This is a genomic window from Gemmobacter nanjingensis, from assembly GCF_014652195.1.
In the GTDB taxonomy this organism is placed as follows: domain Bacteria; phylum Pseudomonadota; class Alphaproteobacteria; order Rhodobacterales; family Rhodobacteraceae; genus Gemmobacter; species Gemmobacter caeni.
In genome coordinates, this window is the sequence record NZ_BMYI01000025.1 from 1 (window position 1) to 21864 (window position 21864).

The 21864-nt window shown below is 63.7% G+C and carries 22 protein-coding genes, 1 tRNA gene and 1 pseudogene; 7 read left to right on the top strand and 17 right to left on the bottom strand.

Features of this window, described 5'->3' with window-relative positions; genetic code table 11:
- Window positions 1-185, top strand: a pseudogene (locus IE126_RS22815) (hypothetical protein); the annotation flags it as partial.
- Window positions 186-289: 104 nt separating this feature from the next.
- Window positions 290-604, top strand: coding sequence for a hypothetical protein (locus IE126_RS22820; protein WP_189382460.1), 315 nt, complete (start codon window positions 290-292; stop codon window positions 602-604).
- Window positions 605-684: 80 nt separating this feature from the next.
- Here IE126_RS22820 and IE126_RS26420 read toward each other — a convergent pair whose 3' ends face one another.
- The 4 genes from IE126_RS26420 to IE126_RS22835 form a co-directional block, all read right to left on the bottom strand.
- Entirely contained in the window at window positions 685-1068 is a 384-nt protein-coding gene (locus tag IE126_RS26420) for a tyrosine-type recombinase/integrase (protein ID WP_407646082.1), read from the bottom strand.
- Complete coding sequence (locus IE126_RS22825) at window positions 992-1462, bottom strand: Arm DNA-binding domain-containing protein (protein WP_308430003.1); 471 nt, start codon at window positions 1460-1462, stop codon at window positions 992-994. Before IE126_RS22825 ends, IE126_RS26420 begins: the two co-directional genes overlap by 77 nt.
- 94 nt (window positions 1463-1556) lie before the next feature.
- Window positions 1557-1630, bottom strand: a tRNA-Cys gene (locus IE126_RS22830).
- A gap of 56 nt (window positions 1631-1686) precedes the next feature.
- The gene (locus tag IE126_RS22835) at window positions 1687-2418 is read right to left on the bottom strand and encodes an SDR family NAD(P)-dependent oxidoreductase (protein WP_054303827.1); all 732 of its coding nucleotides are present in this window, start codon (window positions 2416-2418) and stop codon (window positions 1687-1689) included.
- 106 nt (window positions 2419-2524) lie between these two features.
- On the opposite strand from IE126_RS22835, the gene argB reads away from it, so the two are divergent.
- From argB to IE126_RS22850, 3 genes are all read left to right on the top strand, one after another.
- On the top strand, window positions 2525-3424 hold the full coding sequence (gene argB / locus IE126_RS22840) for an acetylglutamate kinase (RefSeq protein WP_054303826.1): 900 nt from the start codon (window positions 2525-2527) through the stop codon (window positions 3422-3424).
- Between the two features lie 67 nt (window positions 3425-3491).
- Window positions 3492-4145: a ferredoxin gene (locus IE126_RS22845; RefSeq protein WP_189382463.1), complete on the top strand. Its 654-nt coding sequence runs from the start codon at window positions 3492-3494 to the stop codon at window positions 4143-4145.
- Window positions 4142-4648 carry a SixA phosphatase family protein gene (locus tag IE126_RS22850; RefSeq protein ID WP_054303824.1) on the top strand — a complete coding sequence of 169 codons (507 nt, stop codon included), beginning with the start codon at window positions 4142-4144 and terminating at the stop codon, window positions 4646-4648. Before IE126_RS22845 ends, IE126_RS22850 begins: the two co-directional genes overlap by 4 nt.
- A 53-nt stretch (window positions 4649-4701) precedes the next feature.
- Here the strand turns inward: IE126_RS22850 and IE126_RS22855 are convergent, their stop codons facing one another.
- The 13 genes from IE126_RS22855 to IE126_RS22915 all read right to left on the bottom strand — a co-directional run bounded on the left by IE126_RS22855 (window position 4702) and on the right by IE126_RS22915 (window position 18164).
- Window positions 4702-5481, bottom strand: a complete 780-nt coding sequence (locus IE126_RS22855) for an amino acid ABC transporter ATP-binding protein (protein ID WP_054303823.1) — start codon at window positions 5479-5481, stop codon at window positions 4702-4704.
- A gap of 11 nt (window positions 5482-5492) precedes the next feature.
- Window positions 5493-6800, bottom strand: coding sequence for an amino acid ABC transporter permease (locus IE126_RS22860; protein WP_108131005.1), 1308 nt, complete (start codon window positions 6798-6800; stop codon window positions 5493-5495).
- Between the two features lies 1 nt (window position 6801).
- Window positions 6802-8118 (bottom strand): amino acid ABC transporter permease, encoded by a 1317-nt coding sequence (locus tag IE126_RS22865; RefSeq protein WP_189382466.1) that lies wholly within the window; start codon window positions 8116-8118, stop codon window positions 6802-6804.
- Window positions 8119-8235: 117 nt separating this feature from the next.
- Window positions 8236-9252 carry an amino acid ABC transporter substrate-binding protein gene (locus IE126_RS22870; protein WP_054303820.1) on the bottom strand — a complete coding sequence of 339 codons (1017 nt, stop codon included), beginning with the start codon at window positions 9250-9252 and terminating at the stop codon, window positions 8236-8238.
- Between the two features lie 222 nt (window positions 9253-9474).
- Window positions 9475-10182 (bottom strand): ATP12 family chaperone protein, encoded by a 708-nt coding sequence (locus tag IE126_RS22875; protein ID WP_189382468.1) that lies wholly within the window; start codon window positions 10180-10182, stop codon window positions 9475-9477.
- Window positions 10182-11228 carry an RluA family pseudouridine synthase gene (locus IE126_RS22880; RefSeq protein ID WP_108130998.1) on the bottom strand — a complete coding sequence of 349 codons (1047 nt, stop codon included), beginning with the start codon at window positions 11226-11228 and terminating at the stop codon, window positions 10182-10184. The genes IE126_RS22875 and IE126_RS22880 overlap by 1 nt, the downstream gene beginning before the upstream one ends.
- Window positions 11225-11599: a fluoride efflux transporter CrcB gene (crcB, locus tag IE126_RS22885; protein WP_054303817.1), complete on the bottom strand. Its 375-nt coding sequence runs from the start codon at window positions 11597-11599 to the stop codon at window positions 11225-11227. Before crcB ends, IE126_RS22880 begins: the two co-directional genes overlap by 4 nt.
- Complete coding sequence (gene yihA, locus IE126_RS22890; RefSeq protein WP_189382470.1) at window positions 11596-12249, bottom strand: ribosome biogenesis GTP-binding protein YihA/YsxC; 654 nt, start codon at window positions 12247-12249, stop codon at window positions 11596-11598. The genes crcB and yihA overlap by 4 nt, the downstream gene beginning before the upstream one ends.
- Window positions 12246-12992 (bottom strand): MOSC domain-containing protein, encoded by a 747-nt coding sequence (locus tag IE126_RS22895; RefSeq protein ID WP_189382473.1) that lies wholly within the window; start codon window positions 12990-12992, stop codon window positions 12246-12248. The genes yihA and IE126_RS22895 overlap by 4 nt, the downstream gene beginning before the upstream one ends.
- Window positions 12989-14788 (bottom strand): membrane protein insertase YidC, encoded by a 1800-nt coding sequence (gene yidC, locus IE126_RS22900; RefSeq protein WP_054303814.1) that lies wholly within the window; start codon window positions 14786-14788, stop codon window positions 12989-12991. Before yidC ends, IE126_RS22895 begins: the two co-directional genes overlap by 4 nt.
- 127 nt (window positions 14789-14915) lie before the next feature.
- On the bottom strand, window positions 14916-16466 hold the full coding sequence (locus tag IE126_RS22905) for a putative bifunctional diguanylate cyclase/phosphodiesterase (protein ID WP_189382475.1): 1551 nt from the start codon (window positions 16464-16466) through the stop codon (window positions 14916-14918).
- Window positions 16467-16535: 69 nt separating this feature from the next.
- Window positions 16536-17429: a tRNA 2-thiocytidine(32) synthetase TtcA gene (gene ttcA / locus IE126_RS22910; protein WP_108130834.1), complete on the bottom strand. Its 894-nt coding sequence runs from the start codon at window positions 17427-17429 to the stop codon at window positions 16536-16538.
- 120 nt (window positions 17430-17549) lie between these two features.
- Entirely contained in the window at window positions 17550-18164 is a 615-nt protein-coding gene (locus IE126_RS22915) for a response regulator transcription factor (RefSeq protein ID WP_108130837.1), read from the bottom strand.
- Window positions 18165-18708: 544 nt separating this feature from the next.
- Here IE126_RS22915 and IE126_RS22920 point away from each other — a divergent pair.
- Window positions 18709-19203 (top strand): oxidoreductase, encoded by a 495-nt coding sequence (locus IE126_RS22920; protein ID WP_229825831.1) that lies wholly within the window; start codon window positions 18709-18711, stop codon window positions 19201-19203.
- Between the two features lie 43 nt (window positions 19204-19246).
- Window positions 19247-21862, top strand: a complete 2616-nt coding sequence (locus IE126_RS22925; protein WP_229825833.1) for an ATP-binding protein — start codon at window positions 19247-19249, stop codon at window positions 21860-21862.
- The last annotated feature ends 2 nt before the right edge of the window (window positions 21863-21864 follow it).

Sequence of the window (21864 nt, forward strand, 5' to 3'; positions counted from 1 at the left end):
TGGGCATCACCGCCCCCGATGGCGCAAGCCTCGCGCAGATCTGGCTCAACCTCGCCACCCTCTGGCGCAGCACCGCCGCCGATCTGGAGGCCCTCCGCCTCACCGCCAGCGCCGCAATCGACGCCGCGACGACACCTGAGGAAGTCGGCGCGGCCGTGAGCCAGATTCAGAGCGGCGATGGTTAGGTGAGCCCGTTCGAGAAATCTCGAGGCCTAGGCTGATGTATTGCAACGCTTGAAGGGGATCTCGGAAAGGCTATCATTTGCGGGCTTATCTCGGAGGATTCGCCATGGCATTCACTGCTTATTCTTTGGCTCCCATCGATTTTGGGTGGGAACACTGTCCTACCGTTGCTGAGTATACCGCGATGCTGAAGGCGGACGATGTGATGTACGGCCCTGAGGTTGTCGAGCAATTCTATGCTGACTTCCAAACAGCGAAAGATCTCGCTCGAGACGTGGGCTGGGAAGGAGATTTTCGCGGTGACGCGCACGTCTTCTTGGTGCCCACGGAGGAAGCATTCCAGTATGGGTTCGCTTGGAAACAGGACAACAACGGGATTACTTTCATCGTCTCGCCGGTGAAGTTGCCTCATCTAGTTTAAGCCGCAATCTAGCTTGATGCGCCCTGTGCCGATGTGCATCGGTCGCGTTTGCTGTCGGTATAACGATGGCTGCGTAAAGGTCAGGCTCGGGATGGGGGGCCGTCAGGAAAGGGTTTGCACAAAATTTTCACCGACAAAGCTGACACCCCATTCCGACAAAGCTGGCGCCGCGCAACAGTGGGGCGAAGCGCGCCGCGCAGGTCTGCTGCGGGATCGCGGGATGCCCTGCCGGTGGCAATCGCGTAGCGCATGATGGCCCCTGTAGTCATGCGGATGCGTCCCGCCACGTCCGGGGCGCGGTCCTCCACGGGGCGCAGCATGGCGAGAATCTGCGGGGCGGTCACTTCGGCCACGGCAGTTGAGCCAATCGCCTTGAACACGTCCCGTTCAAAGCGTGACAAGATGCGGGCGCTGTGGGCGGGCGACCACGTTGCCGACTGAGCCTTGATCCATTCCCGCGCCACGGCTTCGAACGTATCCCCGACAGGGGCCGGTCAGTGCGGCCTTGGCATTGGCTCCAGGGTCGCGTCCTTCGGCCAGTGCCCGCTTGGCCTTGTCGCGCAGGGCGCGGGCATCGGCCAGCTTCACATCGGGGTAGGCCCCGAAGGACAGCATCTTTTCCTTGCCTTCGAACCTATACCGCATTCTCCACAGCCTGCCGCCCGATGGCGAGACGAATAGAAGCAGACCGCCACCATCGGGCAATTTCCGTGGTTTTCCAGAGGGATCGGGCTTTGCGCCACGACAGGCGGCATCGGTCAAGGGCATATGAATCGGTCCTGCGGGTGGCTGTGGGTATCGACAGTTCCGAGAATACCCGCATTCGATACCCACACAAGTTGGGCAGCCACAGTCCATCTTCGCGCAGAAGATGGCCCACAGTCTATTTTCTCAATGAAATCAATGGCGACTTCTGGCGAAGATTGCAGGAAATTCAGCGAAAAGTGGGGAATGGAGGCGGGTACCGGAATCGAACCGGTCTTCACGGATTTGCAATCCGCTGCGTAACCTCTCCGCCAACCCGCCGGAGCCTTCTGGCTGATTAGATACAATCCCCGGCGGGGTCAAGCAGGTATGTGGGGTCAGACGTGCTGGGCGCCGTTGACCTCGATTTCTGAGCCGGAGATGTAACTGGCCTGGTCGGAGCACAGGAACCAGATGACATCTGCCACCTCTTTGGGCTGACCAAGGCGTTGCAGCGGCAGTTTCTCGACGATCTTCTCTGTGCCGGGGGAGAGGATTGATGTTTCGATCTCACCCGGCGCGATGGCGTTCACGCGCACGCCCATCGGGCCGAAATCATGCGCCATCTCGCGTGTCAGGGCCGCAAGCGCGGCCTTGGAGGTGGCATAGGCCGCGCCAGCGAAGGGGTGGACGCGGGCACCTGCGATGGAGGTCACGTTGACGACCGAGCCGCGCGCGGCGGAAAGCTCGTCTTTCAGGCCGCGGGCCAGAACGATGGAGGCGAAGAAGTTCACATGGAACACATGGCCCCATGTGCGCAGGTCGGTTTCCAGCGTGTTCAGCCGCGCGCCGCCGGGCCCTTTGGGCGAGATGCCGGCGTTGTTCACCAGCGCATTGAGGCGCCCGCCCAGCTTCTCCTTGATCGTGGCAATCGCGGCGATGGTGGCGTCGGGCGAAGCAAGGTCGATCTGGATGTGGTTTTCCTCTCCCCCCGGCCAGGGGCAGCGCGGATCGAATGCCTGACGCGAGCAGGTGAGCACCCGCCAGCCCTCGGCGCTGAACCGCTTGACGGTGGCATGGCCGATGCCCCGGCTTGCCCCTGTCAGAACCATGACTTTCTGTTCGCTCATCGCCGCCTCCGCGCTTTGCCGCCACCCTACGCCGCAGCGGGGGATTTGCAAGCTTGGCAGGGGGCGGCAAAGGGGGTACCAACGGCCTGAACCCCGCGAGGCCCCCATGAAAAAGCAGTTGCGCACCATGCAAGATTCCATCGCCACCGCGAAAACGCTGTCCGAGGCTCTGCCCTATCTGCAACGCTATTCCGGCGCGGTGGTCGTCGTGAAATTCGGCGGTAATGCGATGGGTGACGATGATGCCATGGCCGAATTTGCCCGTGACATCGTGCTGATGCGGCAGGTCGGCGTGAATCCGGTCGTGGTGCATGGCGGCGGTCCGATGATCAATGACATGCTGAACAAGCTGGGGATCAAGTCGGAATTCGTGCGGGGCAAGCGGGTCACCGACAAGGCCACGGTTGAGGTGGTCGAAATGATCCTCTCGGGTCTCGTGAACAAGCGGATCGTGCAGGCGATCAACGATCAGGGCGGCCGCGCGGTCGGGATTTCCGGCAAGGACGACGACCTGATGGTCTGCATCGCCGATGACCCGGAGCTGGGGTTCGTCGGCAAGCCGGTGGAGATGAACGTGCAGGTTCTGCGCGATCTCTATAATGCCGGGATCATCCCGGTTGTGGCGCCGGTGGCGACCGGAATGGAGGATAACGAGACCTTCAACGTCAATGGTGACACGGCTGCCGGGGCGATTGCGGGGGCGTTGCAGGCGGATCGCCTGCTTCTGTTGACCGACGTCTCGGGCGTGAAGAATGCGGCGGGTGAGGTGATGACGCAGATCAGCCCCGAGGAAGTGCGCCAGATGACCGCCGACGGGGTGATCGCGGGCGGCATGATCCCCAAGACCGAGACCGCGTTGATGGCGCTGGATCAGGGCGTGCGGGCGGTGACAATTCTGGACGGGCGACTGCCCAACGCATGTTTGCTGGAACTGTTTACCGATCACGGGGCGGGCAGCCAGATCCGTTCGACGGTGCCGCGGGTGACGCCGCGCGTGCGGCGCTGATTTCCTGACGCGGCGCTGCCGGAAGCGGTGGATGCCTCCGGCGGGAGTATTTGGCAAGGAGCAAGCCATGAGCGTGACGCTGGACGGCATCGCCGCACGGCTGGCAGCGGAGCGACTGGAGGTTCTGGGCGGGTTTGCGGTCACGGCGGGGGAGGGGCTGCCTGCGGGCACGCGGACCCTGCTGCTGATCGGGCCAGCGGAGCCGGGGTTCTGGGCGCATTTCACCGCTGGGCCGGAATGGAATGATGGTGCGCCCGATCCGGTGGATCGCTGGTCGCGGCGGGTGATCGGGCGGCTGGCCTGCGATCTGGGCGCCAAGGCCCTGTTTCCCTTTGGCGGACCGCCCTGGCATCCCTTCTATCAATGGGCCCTGCGCTGTGGCACGGCATGGGAAAGCCCGGTGCGGCTGCTGGTGCATGTGCGGCAGGGGTTGTTCTTTTCCGCACGCGGGGCGCTCGCGCTGAAAGAGGTGGTGGAGATGCCGGAGGCGGGGAGGCCGCCCTGCGAGAGCTGCACGCAGCCCTGTCTGACCGCCTGTCCCGCCGGGGCGCTGACCGGGGCGGGGTATGATGTGCCTGCCTGTCACAGCTTTCTGGATACGCCAGAGGGGCGCGACTGTCTGACGGGAGGCTGCCTTGTGCGGCGCGCTTGCCCGGTGTCGCAAAGCTATGCAAGACTGCCGGAACAATCAGCCTATCACATGGGGCAGTTCCACACATGACCAAGCGCCTGATCCTGACGCGCCACGCGAAATCAAGCTGGGACGACCCGCTGATGAGCGACCATGACCGCCCGCTAAATGAGCGGGGCAAGGCTGCCGCCGCCGATCTCGGCGAATGGCTGGCCTCGCGCGGCTATGTGCCGGGGCAGGTGCTGTGCTCGGACGCGCTGCGCACGCGGAAAACCTGGTCCGGGATCGCGCCCGCGCTGCCCGGCACACCGATTCTGGATCTGAAACCGGCGCTGTACCATGCCGGGCCGGATGTCATGCTGGCGGTGCTGCGCCATGCGACGGCGGATGTGGTGATGATGATCGGCCACAATCCCGGCATTGGCGAGTTCGCCCATCGCATCGTCGCCCGCGCACCGCTGAATGCGGAGTTCCAGCGCTATCCCACCGGCGCCACGCTGGTTTGCGATTTTGCGGTGGAAAGCTGGGCGGATGTGGACTGGGGGCAGGGCAGCGTGGATGATTTCATCATCCCGCGCGAGATCGCGGCCTGACGCAAAGGAAAAGGGGCGCCACGACGGGCGCCCCTTTCTGATTCCGACAGACTTCAGTGGCCGAGGATCTGGCTGAGGAACAGCTTGGTCCGTTCGCTTTGCGGATTGTTGAAGAACTCACGCGGTTCGTTCTGTTCGACGATCTGGCCCTGATCCATGAAGACCACGCGGTTGGCGACGGCCTGGGCAAAGCCCATTTCATGCGTGACGCAGAGCATGGTCATGCCCTCTTCCGCCAGCTCGATCATGGTATCCAGAACCTCCTTGATCATCTCGGGATCAAGCGCCGAGGTCGGTTCGTCGAACAGCATGATCCGGGGCTTCATGCAGAGCGAGCGGGCAATTGCCACGCGCTGTTGCTGACCGCCGGAAAGCTGGCCGGGATATTTGTTGGCCTGTTCAGGGATCTTCACCTTGCGCAGGAAATGCATGGCGGTTTCTTCCGCCTCTTTCTTTGGAACCTTGCGGACCCAGATCGGGGCGAGCGTGCAGTTTTCCAGAATCGTCAGATGCGGGAACAGGTTGAAGTGCTGGAACACCATCCCGACCTCCGAGCGCACCTTGTCGATGTTCTTGAGGTCGTTGGTCAATTCGGTGCCATCCACGATGATCTGCCCGGCCTGATGTTCCTCAAGCCGGTTGATACAGCGGATCAGCGTCGATTTCCCCGACCCCGAAGGGCCGCAGATCACGATGCGTTCACCCTTGTAAACCGTCATGTTCACATCGCGCAGGACGTGGAACTGACCATACCATTTGTTCATCTGGGTGATCTGGATGGCGACCTCGTCCGAGACCTTCAGTTTCGAGCGGTCGATTGCGTGTTCAGCCATGGTCAGGCTCCTTAACGGTGATCGGTCTTCAGCTTGCGTTCGAGCCACATGGAGTAGCGCGACATGCCGAAGCAGATGAGGAAGAAGATGGCGCCGGCAAAGATATAGGGCTCCCAGTAGATGCCCTTCCAGTTGATGTCGGCGCGCACGATCGTGGTGATGCCCTTCAGCGGATCGTTCAGGCCGACGAAGGCCACCAGCGTGGTATCCTTGAACAGGCCAATGAAGGACGAGACGATGCCTGGGATCGAGATTTTCAGCGCCTGCGGCATGATGATCAGCCGCTGCGCCTGCCAGTAATCCAGCCCCAGCGCATCCGCTGCCTCATACTGGCCGCGCGGCAGCGCCGCGAGGCCGCCCCGGATCACCTCGGCGATATAGGCCGCAGCGAACAGGGTCACGAGGATGATGACACGCAGGATGATGTCGAAATCGCTGCCGGGCGGCAGGAAGTATTGCAGCAGCAGCGAGGCGGTGAACAGCAACGTGATCAGCGGTACGCCCCGGATGAACTCGATAAAGCCCACCGAAAGGGTACGCACCAGCAGCATGTCGGATTTCCGCCCCAGTGCCAGCAGGATGCCCATGGGCAGCGAGGCCGAAATGGCGGTGACACCGATCACGAAGGAGAGGAGGAACCCGCCGAAGTCCCGGCTGCCGACGGGGCGAAGGCTCAGCGGCAGGATGCCTTGCAGAAGGTCGGTGGCCGGAGCTTGCAGGAACAGCCACCACAGCGACGCCACGACCACGCCGATCCCGGCAGAGACGGGCACGCCCAGGCGCGGTTGCAGCACCGAGAACACCAGCCACAGCACCACGAAACCCAGCATTGCCACGACGGGCGCCCAGATCGAGCCGCCCCACAGCAGCCAGAAGGCGGTTGCCGGGTAAAGTGCCGTGATCCACAGCATCTTGCGGGGCAGGCTGGAATACAACACCGGCGCCAGCGCTCCGAACAGCAGCAGCAGCGAAAGATTCGGCCGCCAGTAGAGGTCACGCGGGTAGAAGCCATACAGATATTGCGGCCAGCGTTCGCGCACCATGGCCCAGCAGGCCCCGGTCGCGCCTTCACCCCAGCGCTCCTGAATGATCTGGCGGCATTCGTTGAGTGAATTGGCGTTCCAGACCGAATGCATCAGCCAGGGCAGAATATGCATCAGCAGCCAGACCACGGCCAGGATGCCCAGCACCGTGAGGACCGAGTTCATCGGTCCCGAGAAAAGGTTCTCGCGCATCCAGCGGGTGATGCCCTTCTGCCCCGGTGGCGGAGCCTCGGGCGGCAGCATCTGGTTGCGCACGAAGACGAGTTGTTCCTGCATCTCAGCGCTCCTTCAGCCTGACGGCCCGGTTGAAGATGTTCATGCATGCCGAGATGATGAGGCTGATCGTGAGGTAAATGCCCATCATCAGCAGCATGCACTCCAGCTCTTTCCCGGTCTGGTTCAGCGTGATGCCGCCCAGCGTGCCGCGCAGATCCATGTAGGAGACGGCAATCGCCAGCGAGGTGTTCTTGGTCAGGTTCAGGTATTGGCTGATCAGCGGCGGGATGATCACCCGCAGCGCCTGGGGCAGAATGACCAGCCGCATGGTGCGGGCGGGGCGGAGGCCTAGGGCCGACGCGGCCTCGGATTGCCCGCGCGAGATGGCCATGATCCCGGCACGCACGATTTCTGCGATAAAGGCAGCGGTATAAAGCGCCAATGCCAGTGTCAGGGCGGTGAAGCTGTGCAACACCGTGATGCCGCCGGTGAAATTGAAGCCCTTGAGCTCGGGCACCACGAAGTGCAGGCCGAGCGCCCAAAGCAGGATGGCCGAGGGCAGCACGAGGATCAGCAGGTTTTTCCACCATGTCACCGGGCGGACGCCCGTTGCATCCTGCGTGGCATCGGCCTGCTGCTTCAGCCGCCGGGCGGCGAAGATCGAGCCGCCAAACACCAGCAGCAACGCCAGCAGATTCAGCGAAACCTTGAAGATGCCGAGGTCAATGGTGCCGAGGCCGCCCTCGTTCGGGTCGGCGTCGCATTCTTCACGCGGCTTGCCGATGCAGAACTTCGGCTCGGGAATGTCGGTGCCGCGGTTGGTGACGGCGATGATGCCGAACAGCATGGAGGCCTTCGGCGCCTCATCCGCCGCCTGCATTTCCGGTGTCACGCGGAAATCGCGCGGGCTGGGCGTGGTTTCCGACAGGATGGTGGCTGCCAGCAGAATCCACAGCAGAACCGGCACGTTGCGGAACATCTCGACGTAGACGGTCATCAGGCGCGAGATGATCCAGTTGTTCGACAGTCGCAACACACCGACCACCACGCCGATGATGGTGGCCAGCACACAGCCGACCACGGCGGAAAGCAGCGTGTTCAGCAGGCCGATGAAGGCGGCGCGGGCATGGGTACTGTCGTTAGTGTAATCGACAAGCCTTTGGTTGATGTCATACCCCGCACGGGACAGCAGGAACCCGAAATCAAAGGTCCGGTCCTTCGCGGCGAGGTTCTGGATCGTGTTGTTCAGAAGCCAGGACAGAAACAGCATGAACAGGATCAGCACAACCACCTGAATGGTCAGCGACCTGTAACGCGTGTCGTAGATAAGCATGCTCAGCCGAAAGGAATCTTTCGGCGCATCCTGAACGAAAGCCATATATTTTATACCCCCTGAAGCCTGCCTTGCCCGGGTTGGCCGGTGCTTTGTCTGTGCAGGCAGTTCGGTCGTGTTGGACGCGGGCGCGACCGAAGCCGCGCCCGTATCGTTTTCAGATCAGCGGAACGGCGGGGCGTATTGCAGGCCGCCCTGGGTCCACAGCGCGTTCAGGCCGCGGGCCAGACCGATCGGGGTGCCCGAACCGATGTTCGCCTCGAAGATCTCGCCATAGTTGCCGACCGCGGCAATGGCGCGCTTGGCCCATTCCTTGTCGAGGCCCAGCTTCTCGCCCAGTTCACCCTCGACGCCCAGCAGGCGCTTCACTTCCGGGTTCTGGGTGGTCGAGGCGACCTCCTCGATGTTGGCCTTGTTCACGCCGTATTCTTCGGCCGCGACCAGAGCGTAATAGGTCCAGCGGACCACATCGCCCCACTGGTTGTCGCCATGGCGAACCAGCGGACCCAGCGGCTCTTTCGAGATGATTTCCGGCAGGATGATATGGTTTTCGGCATCCGGCATCGAGGCGCGCGAGGCGGCAAGGCCCGAAGCGTCGGTGGTGTAGGCGTCGCAGGCGCCTGCCAGATACTGACGCTGGCCTTCCGAATCGTCAGCCACGGTGACCGGCGTGTAGGTCATGTTATTGGCCTTGAAGAAGTCGGCCAGGTTCAGCTCGGTCGTGGTGCCGGTCTGGATACAGACCGTGGCGCCATCCAGTTCCTTCGCCGAGGACACGCCCAGGTCTTTCTTCACCATGAAGCCCTGACCGTCATAGTAGTTCACGGCGACGAAATCGAACTTCAGGTCGACGTCACGCATGAAGGTCCAGGTCGAGTTGCGGACCAGCAGGTCAACCTCGCCCGAGGCCAGCGCGGTGAAACGGGTTTCGCCGGTGGTGGGGATGTATTTCACCTTGGAAGCGTCGCCGAGCACTGCCGCCGCGACCGCCTTGCAAAGCGCCACGTCGAAGCCCTGATAATTGCCGTTGGCGTCGGGCGCGCCGAAGCCGGTCAGGCCGACGTTCACGCCGCAGATCAGTTCGCCCCGGGCCTTCACGTCATCCAGCGTCGCGGCGCCGGCGATGCCAGCGATCAGCGCGGTGGCCGAAAGCGTGCCAAGGAATAGCGATTTTTTCATGCGTACCTCTTCCTGAGTGTCCACCCTTTGCGGGCGGTGTTATGGCCCCGTACGGAGCAGAAGACTGAGGGAGGCTTCCCTCTCAGTGACGGGCAGTTTCGTGTAAAGCGCTTTGGGCCGTCAAGTGAAACCGAGTTGATAGCGCAAACTGTCCCTGCGCGGGCAGTTTGCGCAGGGATCACGAAAGATGCGTCACATCTGCCCGGAAATTGGGCAAGATTGTTACCCACACAATGCGTAGAAACGGGCGGCGTCCTCGACCGCCTGGCGTTTGACGGCCTCGGCCTCAGCGGCCTCGGCATCTTCGCCCCATTGTTCGATCTGCCAGTGTTCATCGATTCGGCTGAGATCGAAGGCTTCCGCCGGGCTCAGGTGCCCGTCGGTCACGGCAAGGCCCAGAACGGCAGAGCCGGTAATGGCAATCAGGTCGTGCAGGGCCGCCAGCTGGAATTCGTTCTGCGCGAAAATCGCGGCGCGCAGGGCAGCAAGGCTGGCAGGGTCCTGCGCGATATGCATGACGCCTGAGGTGGCGATCAGGGGTGCGCCATGGCGTTGCTTCGCCCAGTCCAGCAATGGGTCCCAGCCCGCAGCCTGCCGAGCGATCAGCGCATCCGGCCCTTCGGCACGGTAGCACAGCAGATCAGTTCCTGCATAATCTGCAAGCATATCGGCCACTTGCGCGAATTGCGGGCGCACCTTGTCAATGGCGGAATTGGCGGCGCGCGTGGCCGGCATCGTCTCGGGGCGTACCTGCCCCTGCTGGACGTCCCATTCCGCGGCGATGGCGGCAGCCAGTGTGCGGGTGGGCAGCACCAGAGCCGCCTTGGCCGGGGTCTTCACGGCGCGGCCATCCAGATGAACGGCAAAGCCGCCGTCCACAGGTTCGGCGCTCGCCGATTTCCAGAAACGTTTGGGGGTCCAGTCGCTCATCAGTGCAGCTTTTCGAACGGGTCTTCCGGCACGTCGCCCTCTTTCCAGTCGAGCAGCTTCCAGGTGCGGGCCATATGCTCGGGCAGGGGGGCGGTGAAGGTGATCGGTTCCTTGGTGATCGGATGCTCGATGCTCAGCCGCCGGGCATGCAGGTGCAGCTTGCGCGACAGATCACCGCCGGTGCCCGCGCCCCAGCCATCGCCCAGATTTTCAGCGTCCGAGCCACCATATTTGCCATCGCCAAGAATCGGATGACCGAACTCGGCCATATGGGCGCGCAGCTGGTGGGTACGGCCGGTGATCGGCTCCAGCGCCATCCAGCTCAGCCGGGTGCCAAGGAACCAGAGCGTGAAGTAATCGGTCTGCGCCCGCTTGGCATCGGGGTAATCACCAACCTTGGCAGGATGGATGCAGACCATCTTCTCGCCCTCGCCACCCCGGCCACGGCCCGGTGCCTTCATCAGCGCATATTTGATCGAGCCCTGCTTGGGCTGTGGAACGCCCGCGACGACGGCCCAGTAAATCTTGCGGGTATTGCGGTGACGAAACGCCTCGGACAGGGCGCGGGCCACCCGGTCGGTGCGGGCCAGAACCAAGACACCCGAAGTATCCTTGTCCAGCCGGTGCACCAGCTTCGGCCGGTCCTTGTAGCCGAATTTCAGCGCCTCGGTCAGCCCGTCGACATGCCGGTCGCCCTGACCCGAGCCGCCCTGCGAGGGCAGCCCCGGCGGCTTGTTCAGCACGATGATATGCTCGTCCCTGAAGATCACCGCATCCTGGATCATCCGCGTATCTGCTGCGCTGACGCCATCGGGGCGCGGCCGCGAGGGGGCGTCATTTTCCGGCAGCGGCGGCACGCGGATCACCGTACCCGGTGCGACGCGATCCGCCGCTTTTGCGCGCTTGCCATCCACCCGCACCTGCCCGGTGCGGCACATCTTTTCGACCGCGCCCTGAGTCACATGCGGAAAGCGGCGCTTGAACCAGCGGTCGAGCCGCTGTTCGCCCTCATCCTCGGAAACGGTCAGCAGTTTCACACCGCTCATGTCAGAATGCTCCGCGTCAGGTGGACGGCCAGCACAAAGGCCGCCAGTGCGATCAGGACCGAGGCCGCGACATAGAGCGCCGCCGCGGTCATCTGGCCGCGCTCGGCCAGCGCGACCGTATCCATGGAAAAGGCAGAAAAGGTGGTGAAGCCGCCCAGAAGCCCGGTCATCAGCAGGGGCGCCAGATGCTGATGCCCGCGATGCGCCAGCGCCACCATCAGCACGCCCATCACCGCTGAACCCAGCACATTCGCCGTCAGCGTATGCCAGGGGAAGCCGCTGCCCAGCAGGCGCTGCATGCCCAGATTGACGCCATAGCGCAGGCTCGCCCCCATGGCGCCGCCAAGCGCGACCTGCACCAGCGCGTTCATTCCAGCCCCGCGACGATGGCGCGCAGGGTGGCGATGCCGTCACCCTTTTCCGAGGAGGTCATCACGATCTCGGGGTAGGCCGCCGGGTGCTTTGCCAGCGCGGCGCGCACCTGATCGAGGTTCTTCTCGCGTTCCGGGCGCGACAGCTTGTCCATCTTGGTCATCACGACCTGGAAGGTGACGGCAGATTTGTCGAGAAGCGTCATGATCTCGTCATCGACCGATTTGACGCCATGGCGGCTGTCAATCAGCACGAAGGCGCGGCGCAGGGTCTGGCGGCCTTGCAGATAGGCCTTCAACAGCGTCTGCCACTTCTGCACCGTCGAAACCGGCGCTTCGGCGAAACCATAGCCCGGAAGGTCAACCAGATAGCGGCTTTCGCCAAGGGTGAAATAGTTGATCTCCTGCGTCCGCCCCGGCGTGTTCGAGGCGCGCGCGAGGTTCTTGCGGCCGGTCAGCGCATTGATCAGGCTGGATTTCCCGACGTTCGAGCGACCGGCAAAACAGACCTCCAGCCGGTCTGCCGGCGGCAGGCCGGGCATGGCAACCACGCCTTTCACGAAATCGACCGGACCGGCGAACATCAGCCGGCCACGTTCGCGCGCGAAATCATCAGGCTCTTCGGCAAGCGGGAAGGGCAGGGCGGTCATTGGATGGTTACCTCCATGCCGGGGGCAATCTCGCCCCCTTCGACGACGACGGCGTAAACGCCGAAATCCTGATGCCCGAAGGCACCGCGTAGCGCGCCCAGCGTATCACCTTCAATGCGTCCGGTCGCCGGGTTGGCCTTGGTGGCATTGCACCGCTCGATCCGCTCGCGCACTTCCAGCAGCGCGTCGCCGATCCGCAGCCTGCGCCCGACCAGATCCCATTCCGCCCAGGGCTGCCAGCCCTCGACCCAGAGATTGCCGCGCCAGCGCAGCGGCGACAGGTCCATCCCCATCCGCGCGCCCAGATCGGTGTTGGAGGCCAGATTCAGGATCGAGACCGACGGATAATCGGTGTCCGACATGATCCGCCCGGCGCTGACAATGCGTTCGGGCATCGCCCGACCTGCGGGGTTCAGTTCGCGCACCCAATCCAGAAACCGCGGCAGGTCGGCTGCATCATCGGGTCGGAAGGTCAGTGGTTCACGTTCCGGGTGGGTCAGCGTCACGGTTGCAGTCGATTCGTCCAGCGCGGCATTGATCGCCATCAATGCAGGCGCCTTGGACCCCCGCGCGAAGTTCACGCAAGGATTCCAGCCCTCGACCAGCCGGGCCGCATCATGCGCCACGGCCCAGTGCCGGTCCCACGGCAGACCGGCACCCGCCGAAAGCCGAACGGACGCGAGGCTCTCGCGTCCGTGGCTCTTGATCGGATGTCGGCAGATGGTGTTCAGCCGTGCCTTCATTTCTTGCCCTTCGCTGGCTCGGGCTGTTTCTTCGAAAAGCCCGCCTTGATGTTGCCGAAGATATCCGGCTTGTGGCCATGGCTGCGCATGATCAGGTACTGCTGGATGAAAGTGATCGTGTTGTTGGTGATCCAGTACAGCACAAGACCCGAAGCAAAGCTGCCCAGCATGAACATGAACACCCAGGGCATCCAGGCGAAAATCATCGCCTGCGCCGGATCGGCGGGTGCCGGGTTCAGCTTCTGTTGCAGCCACATCGAGATGCCCAGCAGGATCGGCAGCACACCAATGAAGATCATGGCGAGGAAGGTGCCATGTGCCGGGGCCGCCCAGGGCAGCAGCCCGAACAGGTTGAACAGCGACGACGGATCGGGCGCCGACAGGTCGTTCAGCCAGCCGAAGAACGGCGCCTGACGCAGTTCGAGCGTGACGAAGATCACCTTGTAAAGGCTGAAGAAGATCGGAATTTGCAGGAAAATCGGCAGGCAGCCTGCTGCCGGATTGACCTTCTTTTCCTTGTAAAGCTGCATCATTTCCTTTTGCAGCTTCTGCTTATCCTCGCCCGCGCGTTCCTTCAGCGCCTCCATCTCGGGCTGAAGCTCTTTCATCCGCGCCATCGAGACATAGGATTTGTAGGCGAGCGGCAGCACGAGGATCTTCAGCACGAAGGTCAGTGCGATGATGGCCAGACCCATGTTGCCGATCCAGCCGTGCAGGTGGTGCAGCAGCCAGAAGATCGGCTTGGTGAAGAAGAAGAACCAGCCCCAGTCAATCGAATCGATGAAGCCCGCGATTCCGTCGTTGTTCTGGTAGTTCCGGATGGTTTCCCATTCCTTTGCTCCGGCGAACAGGCGCGACGAAACTTCGGTGCTGGCCCCCGGCGCCACGGTGACAACCGGCATCCGCGTCTCGGTCTGATAGATGTCGGATTGGGCGTTGTATTTCACCACGGCGGTGTAGGGTTTGCCCTGCTCGGGGACCAGAACGGTCATCCAGTATTTGTCGGTAAAGCCCAGCCAGCCGTCGGCGGTGCCCTCGGTCACTTCGGCCTGCGCGCCTTCGCGGGCGACCTGCGGCAGATCGGCGACATCCTTGTACTTGATCTCGGCCAGCTTGCCGTCAGTCCGGCCGACAACGCCCTCGTGCAGTACATAGAAACTTTGCAGATCGGCCGGTTTGCCGTGGCGCGCTACCACGCCATAGGGTTGCAGCGTCGCCGTTTCGGTGCCCGTGTTGGCAACGGAATCCGTAACGGTGAACATGTAATTGTCATCAACGGCCAGTTGGCGCGTGAAGGTCAGGCCCTTGCCATTCGCCCACTCCAGCGTGACGGGCTTGCCCGGCGCCAGCGTATCGCCGCCGACCTGTTGCCATTCCGTCGTGGCGCCAGGCACATCCGCGAAATCCAGCGTCCCGCCCGGCGTCCAACCGTAAAGGGCGTAATAGGCATGCGGCTCGCCGACCGGGGTCAGCAGGCGCACGATATCCGATTTCGGGTCGATGGTCGCGTGGTAGGCTTTCAGCGACAGGTCATCAATGCGACCGCCCAGCAGCGACACCGAGCCCGACAGCTTCGGCGTGTCGATCTTCAGCCGGGGCGCCTCGGGGACGGGGGCGACCTCGGGCTGTGCCTGCGTCGCCGTTGCTGTCGCGGCGGGCGCCGTCGCAGGCTGGGTCGCGGCAACGGGATCGGCCGTCGGCGCCGTTTCTTCCGGCGGGAACAGCACGAACCACACGAGGATCACAAGGAAACTCAGCGCCGTCGCCAGAATAAGGTTCTTGTTCTGATCGTCCATCTGCGATCCCCACCGTGTCGCTTGAAAAGGCTGACCCGGGCGTGGGTCAGGCGTGGTTCAACAGAAGGGGGGAGAAAAGGTCAAGCGGTTTTCCCGGCGCGGGGTGGCCAATGACAGCCCCGCGGCGTCATTTCGTGGCCCGTGTGCCGATTCGCGGCAGCGGCCGGTGATTTGCCTGATGCCGGGCGATCCAGTCCTGCACCTGATCGAAGGGCATGGGGCGGGCGATGCCGAAGCCCTGCACATGGCGACAGCCCAGTTGCGCCAGCATCGCATGCTCGCCCGCCGTTTCCACCCCTTCGGCCAGGGTGTCGAGGTCAAGCTGTTTCGCCAGAGACAGAATGGCCGCGACCATCTTCTGCTGGCCGGGGTCGGCGTCGATCCGTGTCACAAAGCTGCGGTCGATTTTCAGCCGGTGCACGGCGAAGCGTCGGATATTGGTGATCGAGGCATGGCCGGTTCCGAAATCGTCAAGGTCGATGGTGCAGCCCAACTGCGCCATTGCCGCGATGTTGCGCACGATCACGTCATGTTCGGTGCTGGCGATCACGGTTTCCAGAATCTCGATGCAAAGACGACCTGGCTCCAGACCGAAACGGTCGATTTCCCATTCCAGCTTCTCGACGAAGCGGGGATTGCGCAACTCTGCCGCTGAGAGGTTGATGCCGACTTTCGGCACATTCAGCCCCGCGCGATCCCAGCGCGACAGGGCCGTCAGCGCCTGAAACAGCATGACCTCGCCCAGACGCTCCGCCAGCCCGGCCTCTTCAATCGCCCCCAGAAACTCGACAGGGGGCACCACGCCGCGTTCGGGGTGATGCCATCGCGCGAGCGCCTCGAATCCGGTGATGTCGCCGGTATCGGTGGAAACCTGCGGCTGAAAATGGGCGCGGATCTCGCCCTGATCCAGCGCGTTTTCCAACAGGCCGCGCAGGGCATCGCGGTCGGCCCGTTTGCGCGCCATGTCGGGGGCGAAGGCGCGGATGGCGGCTGGGCCGTTGCGCAGCGCCTCATCCGCCGCGATCTGCGCCGCATCCAGCAACGCACGGCCTTCGGCGGCAGGTGCCGCGACGCCGAGGCAGAAACCGACCGAGCAGCTGACATAGAGGCGCATTGCATTGAGGCTGATGGGCGGCGCAATCGCGGCCTGAAGCCGCGCGGCAAGCTGGATCATGCTTTCCAGATCCAGCCGCCGCTGGGGGCTCAGCGCCACCGCAAAACCGCCACCTTCCAGCCGCGCAACCACATCCCCGCTGCGCAGGGCGCTGCAAATGCGTTCGGCACAGCGGGCCAGCACCTCGGTCTGCGCAGCGCGTCCATGCCGGTCCAGCAACAAGGCGGCATCGTCGAACTGCACGACAAGACAGCCGGTCTGCAAACCGCTGGCCGGTGCCGCGCGCAAGGCTGCATCGAGCAGCGTCACCAGTTGAGGGCAGAGTGCCAGACCCTGCAAGCCATCCGGCATCGGAGGCATGACGGTTTCAGCCGGGCGCAGCAGATCCAGTGCCACGCCTGCCAGCGGCGCACCGAGCGCGAGTCCCAGCAGGGCCCGCTCTCCACCCAGCCAGTAGGCCGCCAGCGTCGCCGCAGGCAGCAGGAGCAGAGTTTCAGGCTGCCGCAAGCGCCGCAGCATCCGGCCCATGTTTTCTGACAGTCGTTTCCGGATTTGACCCGACATCGCGCCCCTCGCCACATCCGCGACCCCTCGGTCGCCGATGCACCCTAGGCGCGCATCCTCGACGGTTCGTTAAAATTCCTGTCCGAGATGCGGAGGATTTTCGCTAAATGTTCCGGGTTTCGCAGTCAGCCCGGTGAAATCGAAAATGGAAGGGTCGAGCAGATGCGACGGTCGCGCATTCATCAGCGCGCGGAACATCACCTGCCGCCGGCCGGGGCTTCGGGCCTCCCATCCGTCAAGCAACTGTTTGACCTGCTGGCGTTGCAAGCCTTCCTGGCTGCCGCACAGATCGCAGGGAATGATCGGGTAATTCATGGCGCGGGCGAATTTCTCGCAATCGGCCTCGGCCACGAAAGCCAGCGGGCGACAGACGAACAGATCGCCTTCCTCATTCAGCAGCTTGGGTGGCATGGTTGCCAGCCGTCCGCCGTGGAACAGGTTCATGAAGAAGGTTTCCAGAATGTCGTCGCGGTGATGGCCAAGCACCACGGCCGAGCAACCCTCTTCCCGCGCAATGCGGTAAAGATTGCCGCGCCGCAGCCGGGAGCAGAGCGAGCACATGGTCTTGCCCGGCCCGATCTTGTCCATCACCACCGAATAGGTGTCCTGGTATTCGATGCGATGCGGCACGCCCATGCGTTGCAGGAAGTCCGGCAGGACGGTTGCCGGGAAATTCGGCTGACCCTGATCCAGATTGCAGGCCAGCAGATCGACCGGCAGGAGGCCGCGCCATTTCAGTTCGTGCAGGACTGCAAGCAGGGTATAGCTGTCCTTTCCGCCGGAAAGACAGACCAGCCAGCGCGTGCCGCGTTCGATCATCCCGTATTTGTCGATGGCATCCCGCACCTCGCGCACCAGCCGCTTGCGGAGCTTGCGGAATTCTGTGGTCGCGGGGGCGCCATGAAACAGCGGATGGATGTCCTCCGCCAGATCGTCGTCGGAAAGATGCAGATCGTCGGCCATTGGCCCCTCGCGCGCTGGAACGGCCTGCATATGCCAGAAGCGGCGCGCGCTTGCAAACCGGGCGTTGCAGGGGGATGGCCCACCGCGTGAGCGGAGCCGTCGCCTATCCGGGTGGATAGGTCAGAACAGACCCTGATCCCGCGCGATCAGCGCTGCCTGGGTGCGGTTATGCGCGCCGATCTTGCGATAGAGCGTCTTCATATGCAGCTTCACGGTCGGCTCGGTGATCCCGAGGTCGCGGGCGATTTCCTTGTTGGCCTTCCCCGAAACCAGCCCGCGCAGCACATCCATCTCGCGTCCTGACAGGCGCTGCACCAGCGGATGCGGTGCTTCTTCCTGCGCGGCGCGCAGAAACTCCAGCGGGGCATATTGCTCGCCCATCGCCATGAAGCGCACCGCATTGGCCAGCGACTTCGCGCTGAGCGTCTTGGGCAGATAGCCCGCAGCCCCCATGGCCAGTGCCTGTTCGGCGATGTCGGCAGTCGCCGTGCCCGAAATCAGCGCGACCCGCTGCCCGCCCGCCATGGCCATGACCTGCCGCAGGCTTTCCAGCCCGTTCATGCCAGGCATCGCCACATCCAGAATGACAAGATCGAAGCGCGGCGCGGATTTGATGGCCTTCACCGCTTCCGGCAGGCTGCCTACGGCCGCGACCTCGGCGCCAGCTTCGACTTGCAGGAACAGCATGATCGTATCGCGCACGAGGTCGTGGTCGTCCGCGATCAGGATACGCATGCCATTTGCTCCATTTGTTGCCTTGGACGCGGCATCGGTCGGGCGCGATTGGGCCAGATACAGCTTCACTCTCCTTTGGGGCGATTCATGTTGGGAGGAAACAACGCCAGCGCTTGACGATTATAGGTTGAAAGATGGCAAGTGTGAGGCCTTGCCAAAGGATATCGGGGCGCATCCTGACGGAGAGGTCAAGTCGCCACCCCGCAGCCGTTGTTTGGCGGCCTTGCCAGGCCGGCCCGCCAAACAGCCCCTAAGGTCTTGTTCCGGCGCCTTGGGGCAGAACCCCGGCAGGTGTCCGGGCGTGCCGAGTGATGAAAATGGATATCGCCCATGCGCGCTCGACGTCGCTCTTGCTGGATCTGGTGCTGACCGGGCTGACCTTCCGTGCGCTCTGGACCGGGCGGGGCGCCTATTGAGCCCCTATCCGCAAGGATAGTCCGACAGTTCCGATGCGAATGCCCGGCCGGTGCCCAACATGCTAGTCTCCGGCTCAAAAATCCGCGCGCCGGTTCCGCAGCCAGCCCTTCCAGAGGATATCACCGCCTTGGCCCCACGTCTTACCCGCAAAATCGTCCTGGCCGTGCTGACCAGCCTTGCTGCCATGACTGCGGCGCAGGCCGATACCCCGTTGCTGACCCTGACGGGTACTGTCGACGGCAAGCCCGGCACCAGCGTCACCTTCGATGCAGCCGCCCTTGCCGCCTTGCCACAGATTACTTTCACCACAAGCACGGTCTGGACGGAAGGCCCGCAGGAATTCACCGGCGTCTCGCTGGGCGCGGTGCTGCGGGCTGCCGGCATGACCGGCGCGCTGCTGGAGGCCTATGCCGCCAATGACTATTCGGTCGAGATCCCGGTGGAGGACTGGCCGGAGAATGCCCCCATCATCGCCCACAGCCGCAACGGCACCGCCATGTCCCTCCGTGACAAGGGGCCGCTGTGGATTGTCTATCCCTACGATTCCGACCCGGCCTACCGCAGCGAGGTGATCTACACCCGCAGCATCTGGCAACTGGAACGGATCGAGGTTCGACCCTAGGATCGGCAGCGGATCGGAAGAACGACAGGTGACGGATGACGCGATGCCAGGCTCCGGGCTGAATCCGGCTGCTGACCGGAAGCGCCGCCGGTTACGGCGCCTGCGCCTGCTGGTGGTTTCGGCCATCCTTGCCATCCTGTTCGGCATCATGGGCGCCATGACGCAGAACGTGGTCGCGCAGCTGAACACGCTGCGCTCTGCCGCTTCGGACAATCTGCAATGGACGCTGTCGCAGGTTGATGCGGAATTCCTGCGCTTCCGTCACGCGCTGGATACCGCCCGTGTCGAGGTGCATCTGGGGCAAACCACCGCGGCCCAGCTTGCCGATCTGCGCAAGCGGTTCGACATCTTCTACAGCCGGATCGACACGTTTCGCGCCACGGGCACCTATTCCACCCTGCGCCGCAATGCCGAGTTCAAACAGAATTTCGAGGTGATCCGCCAGGCGCGCGACCGGATGAGCGCTCTGGCTGATCTGCCCGATGCCGGGCTGGTGGCGGCCCTGAACCAGATGGACCGCGAGGCCGAGACGGTTGCACCCGTGGTACGCGCGCTTTCGGTCATGGGACTGGCGGAGTTCGCCACACATTCGGATGCCACGCGCATCGCCGTGACCACGACACTGGCCAGGCTTGCCCTGATGGCGGGGGGGATGTTCGTGGCGATCTCGCTGCTGGCGGTGCTGCTGCTGCGGATGTACCGGCTGAGCGAGCGCCGCGCCGTGGACCAGATGCTGACCACGGCGCGGATGCGCACGGTGATCCAGACCTCGCTTGACGGGATCGTGGTCTGTGACCGCGCGGCGCGCATTCTGGATTTCAGCCCGGCGGCAGAGGCGATCTTTGGCTGTACGGTGGAAGAGGTCACCGGGCAGGATCTTCTGACGCTCATCAAGCCCGACGAGGACAGGGACCGCAGCCTTGCCGCTGCCCTGCGCAATCCCGCGCCGGAAACGCTGGGGCGGCTTTATGTCGATGGCATCGGGCGCGACGGGCGCGTCTTTCCGGCCGAAATCTCGCTGCGTGTGGCAGAGGGCGATCAGGGGCAGATCTTCGTGCTGTTCATCCGCGACATCTCGCAGATCAGGCAGGCCGAGGCCGATCTGATCGAGGCGCATGACCGTGCCGTCGCGGGCGAAAAGGCCAAGGCGGAATTCGTGGCAGTCATGTCGCACGAGATGCGCACACCGCTGAACGGGTTGCTGGGCACCATGTCGCTGCTGGCCGATACCCGGCTTGACCCGCAGCAGAAAGCCTATCTCGGCTCGATGGAGGTTTCGGGCCGGCTGCTCAGCGCGCTGGTGAACGATGTTCTGGACATTTCGCAACTGGAGGCCGGGATGATGCGCCTGCAATCAAGGCCGTTCCGCCTGTCCGACATCGTGGAAGATGTGATCGCCAATCAGCACGGTCTGGCCAAGGTCAATGGTATCACGCTGGACTGGGGCTGGCAAAGCCCGCCCTTCGAACCGGCGGTCGGCGATCCCGACAAGATCCGGCAGGTCTTGCTGAACTTCGTGAACAACGCGATCAAATTCACGCCCCGCGGCGGGGTGCGGATCGAGATCGAGGCGCTGGACCCGGCGGCACCGGTCTCGGAGGTCGAGTTGCGGGTGATCGACACCGGCCTCGGGATTGCCGAAGCCGATCTGGAACGGATTTTCCGCGATTTCGAGATGATCGACAGCTCTTACGGGCGGCGCTCGGGCACCGGGCTTGGGCTGGGCATTTCGCGGCGGCTGGCCGGGCTGATGGGCGGCGAGGTGGGGGTGGAAAGCACACAGGGCGAAGGCAGCGTGTTCTGGATGCGGCTGCCGCTGGAACGCAGCGCGGCCGCCTTGCCGCTGCCGGAGGGCACTGCCGCCGTGCCGCCGGATGCGGCGGCTCCCGGCCACGCCCTTTCCGTGCTGATTGTCGAGGACAACGAAATCAACCGGATCATCCTGCATGACATGGTCACGCTCGCAGGTCATGCGGTGACCGAGGCCTGTGATGGCCGCGAGGGCGTGGCACGCGCCGCAGAAACCCGGTTCGATGTGATCCTGATGGATATTTCGATGCCCGTCATGGACGGGCGGGCTGCGACCCGCGCGATCCGCACGGGAACGGGCGCCTCGGCGGCAGCTCCCATCGTTGCGATCACCGCCCATGCCCTGCCGGAAGAAGTGGCCGCCTTCCGGGCCGCAGGCATGACGCATGTGCTGAAGAAACCCATTGACCGCAAGGAACTGCTTGCGGTCCTGGCAGAGGTTTCCGGCGCCGCGCCGCAGGCGGAAGGGATGGGGGCCGTGGCCAGACCAACAGGGCCCCTGTTCGATGCCTCCCGGCTGGTGCCGGATGACACCGCACCTGTTTCTGCCGCACTCCACGCCCTGACGGGGCGGTTCATCGACCAGATGGACGCAATGGCGCGGGATCTGGCCGACGAGCCGCAGGCCGGTGACCCCGCCGCGCGGATGCAACTCTTGCACCGCTGCGCGGGGGCGGCGGGCACATTTGGCGCCGTGGCGCTTCATGCCCGACTCCATGCCATTGAGACCGCCTGGAAGTCGGGTGACAGCCAGCCACTTGCCGACGCGGCTCGCAACATCCTGCCGCTTTGGCAAGAGACGCGCGGGCAGATCCTTGCCTGGCTGGAACGGATGCCGCCCGGCGCCTGAGG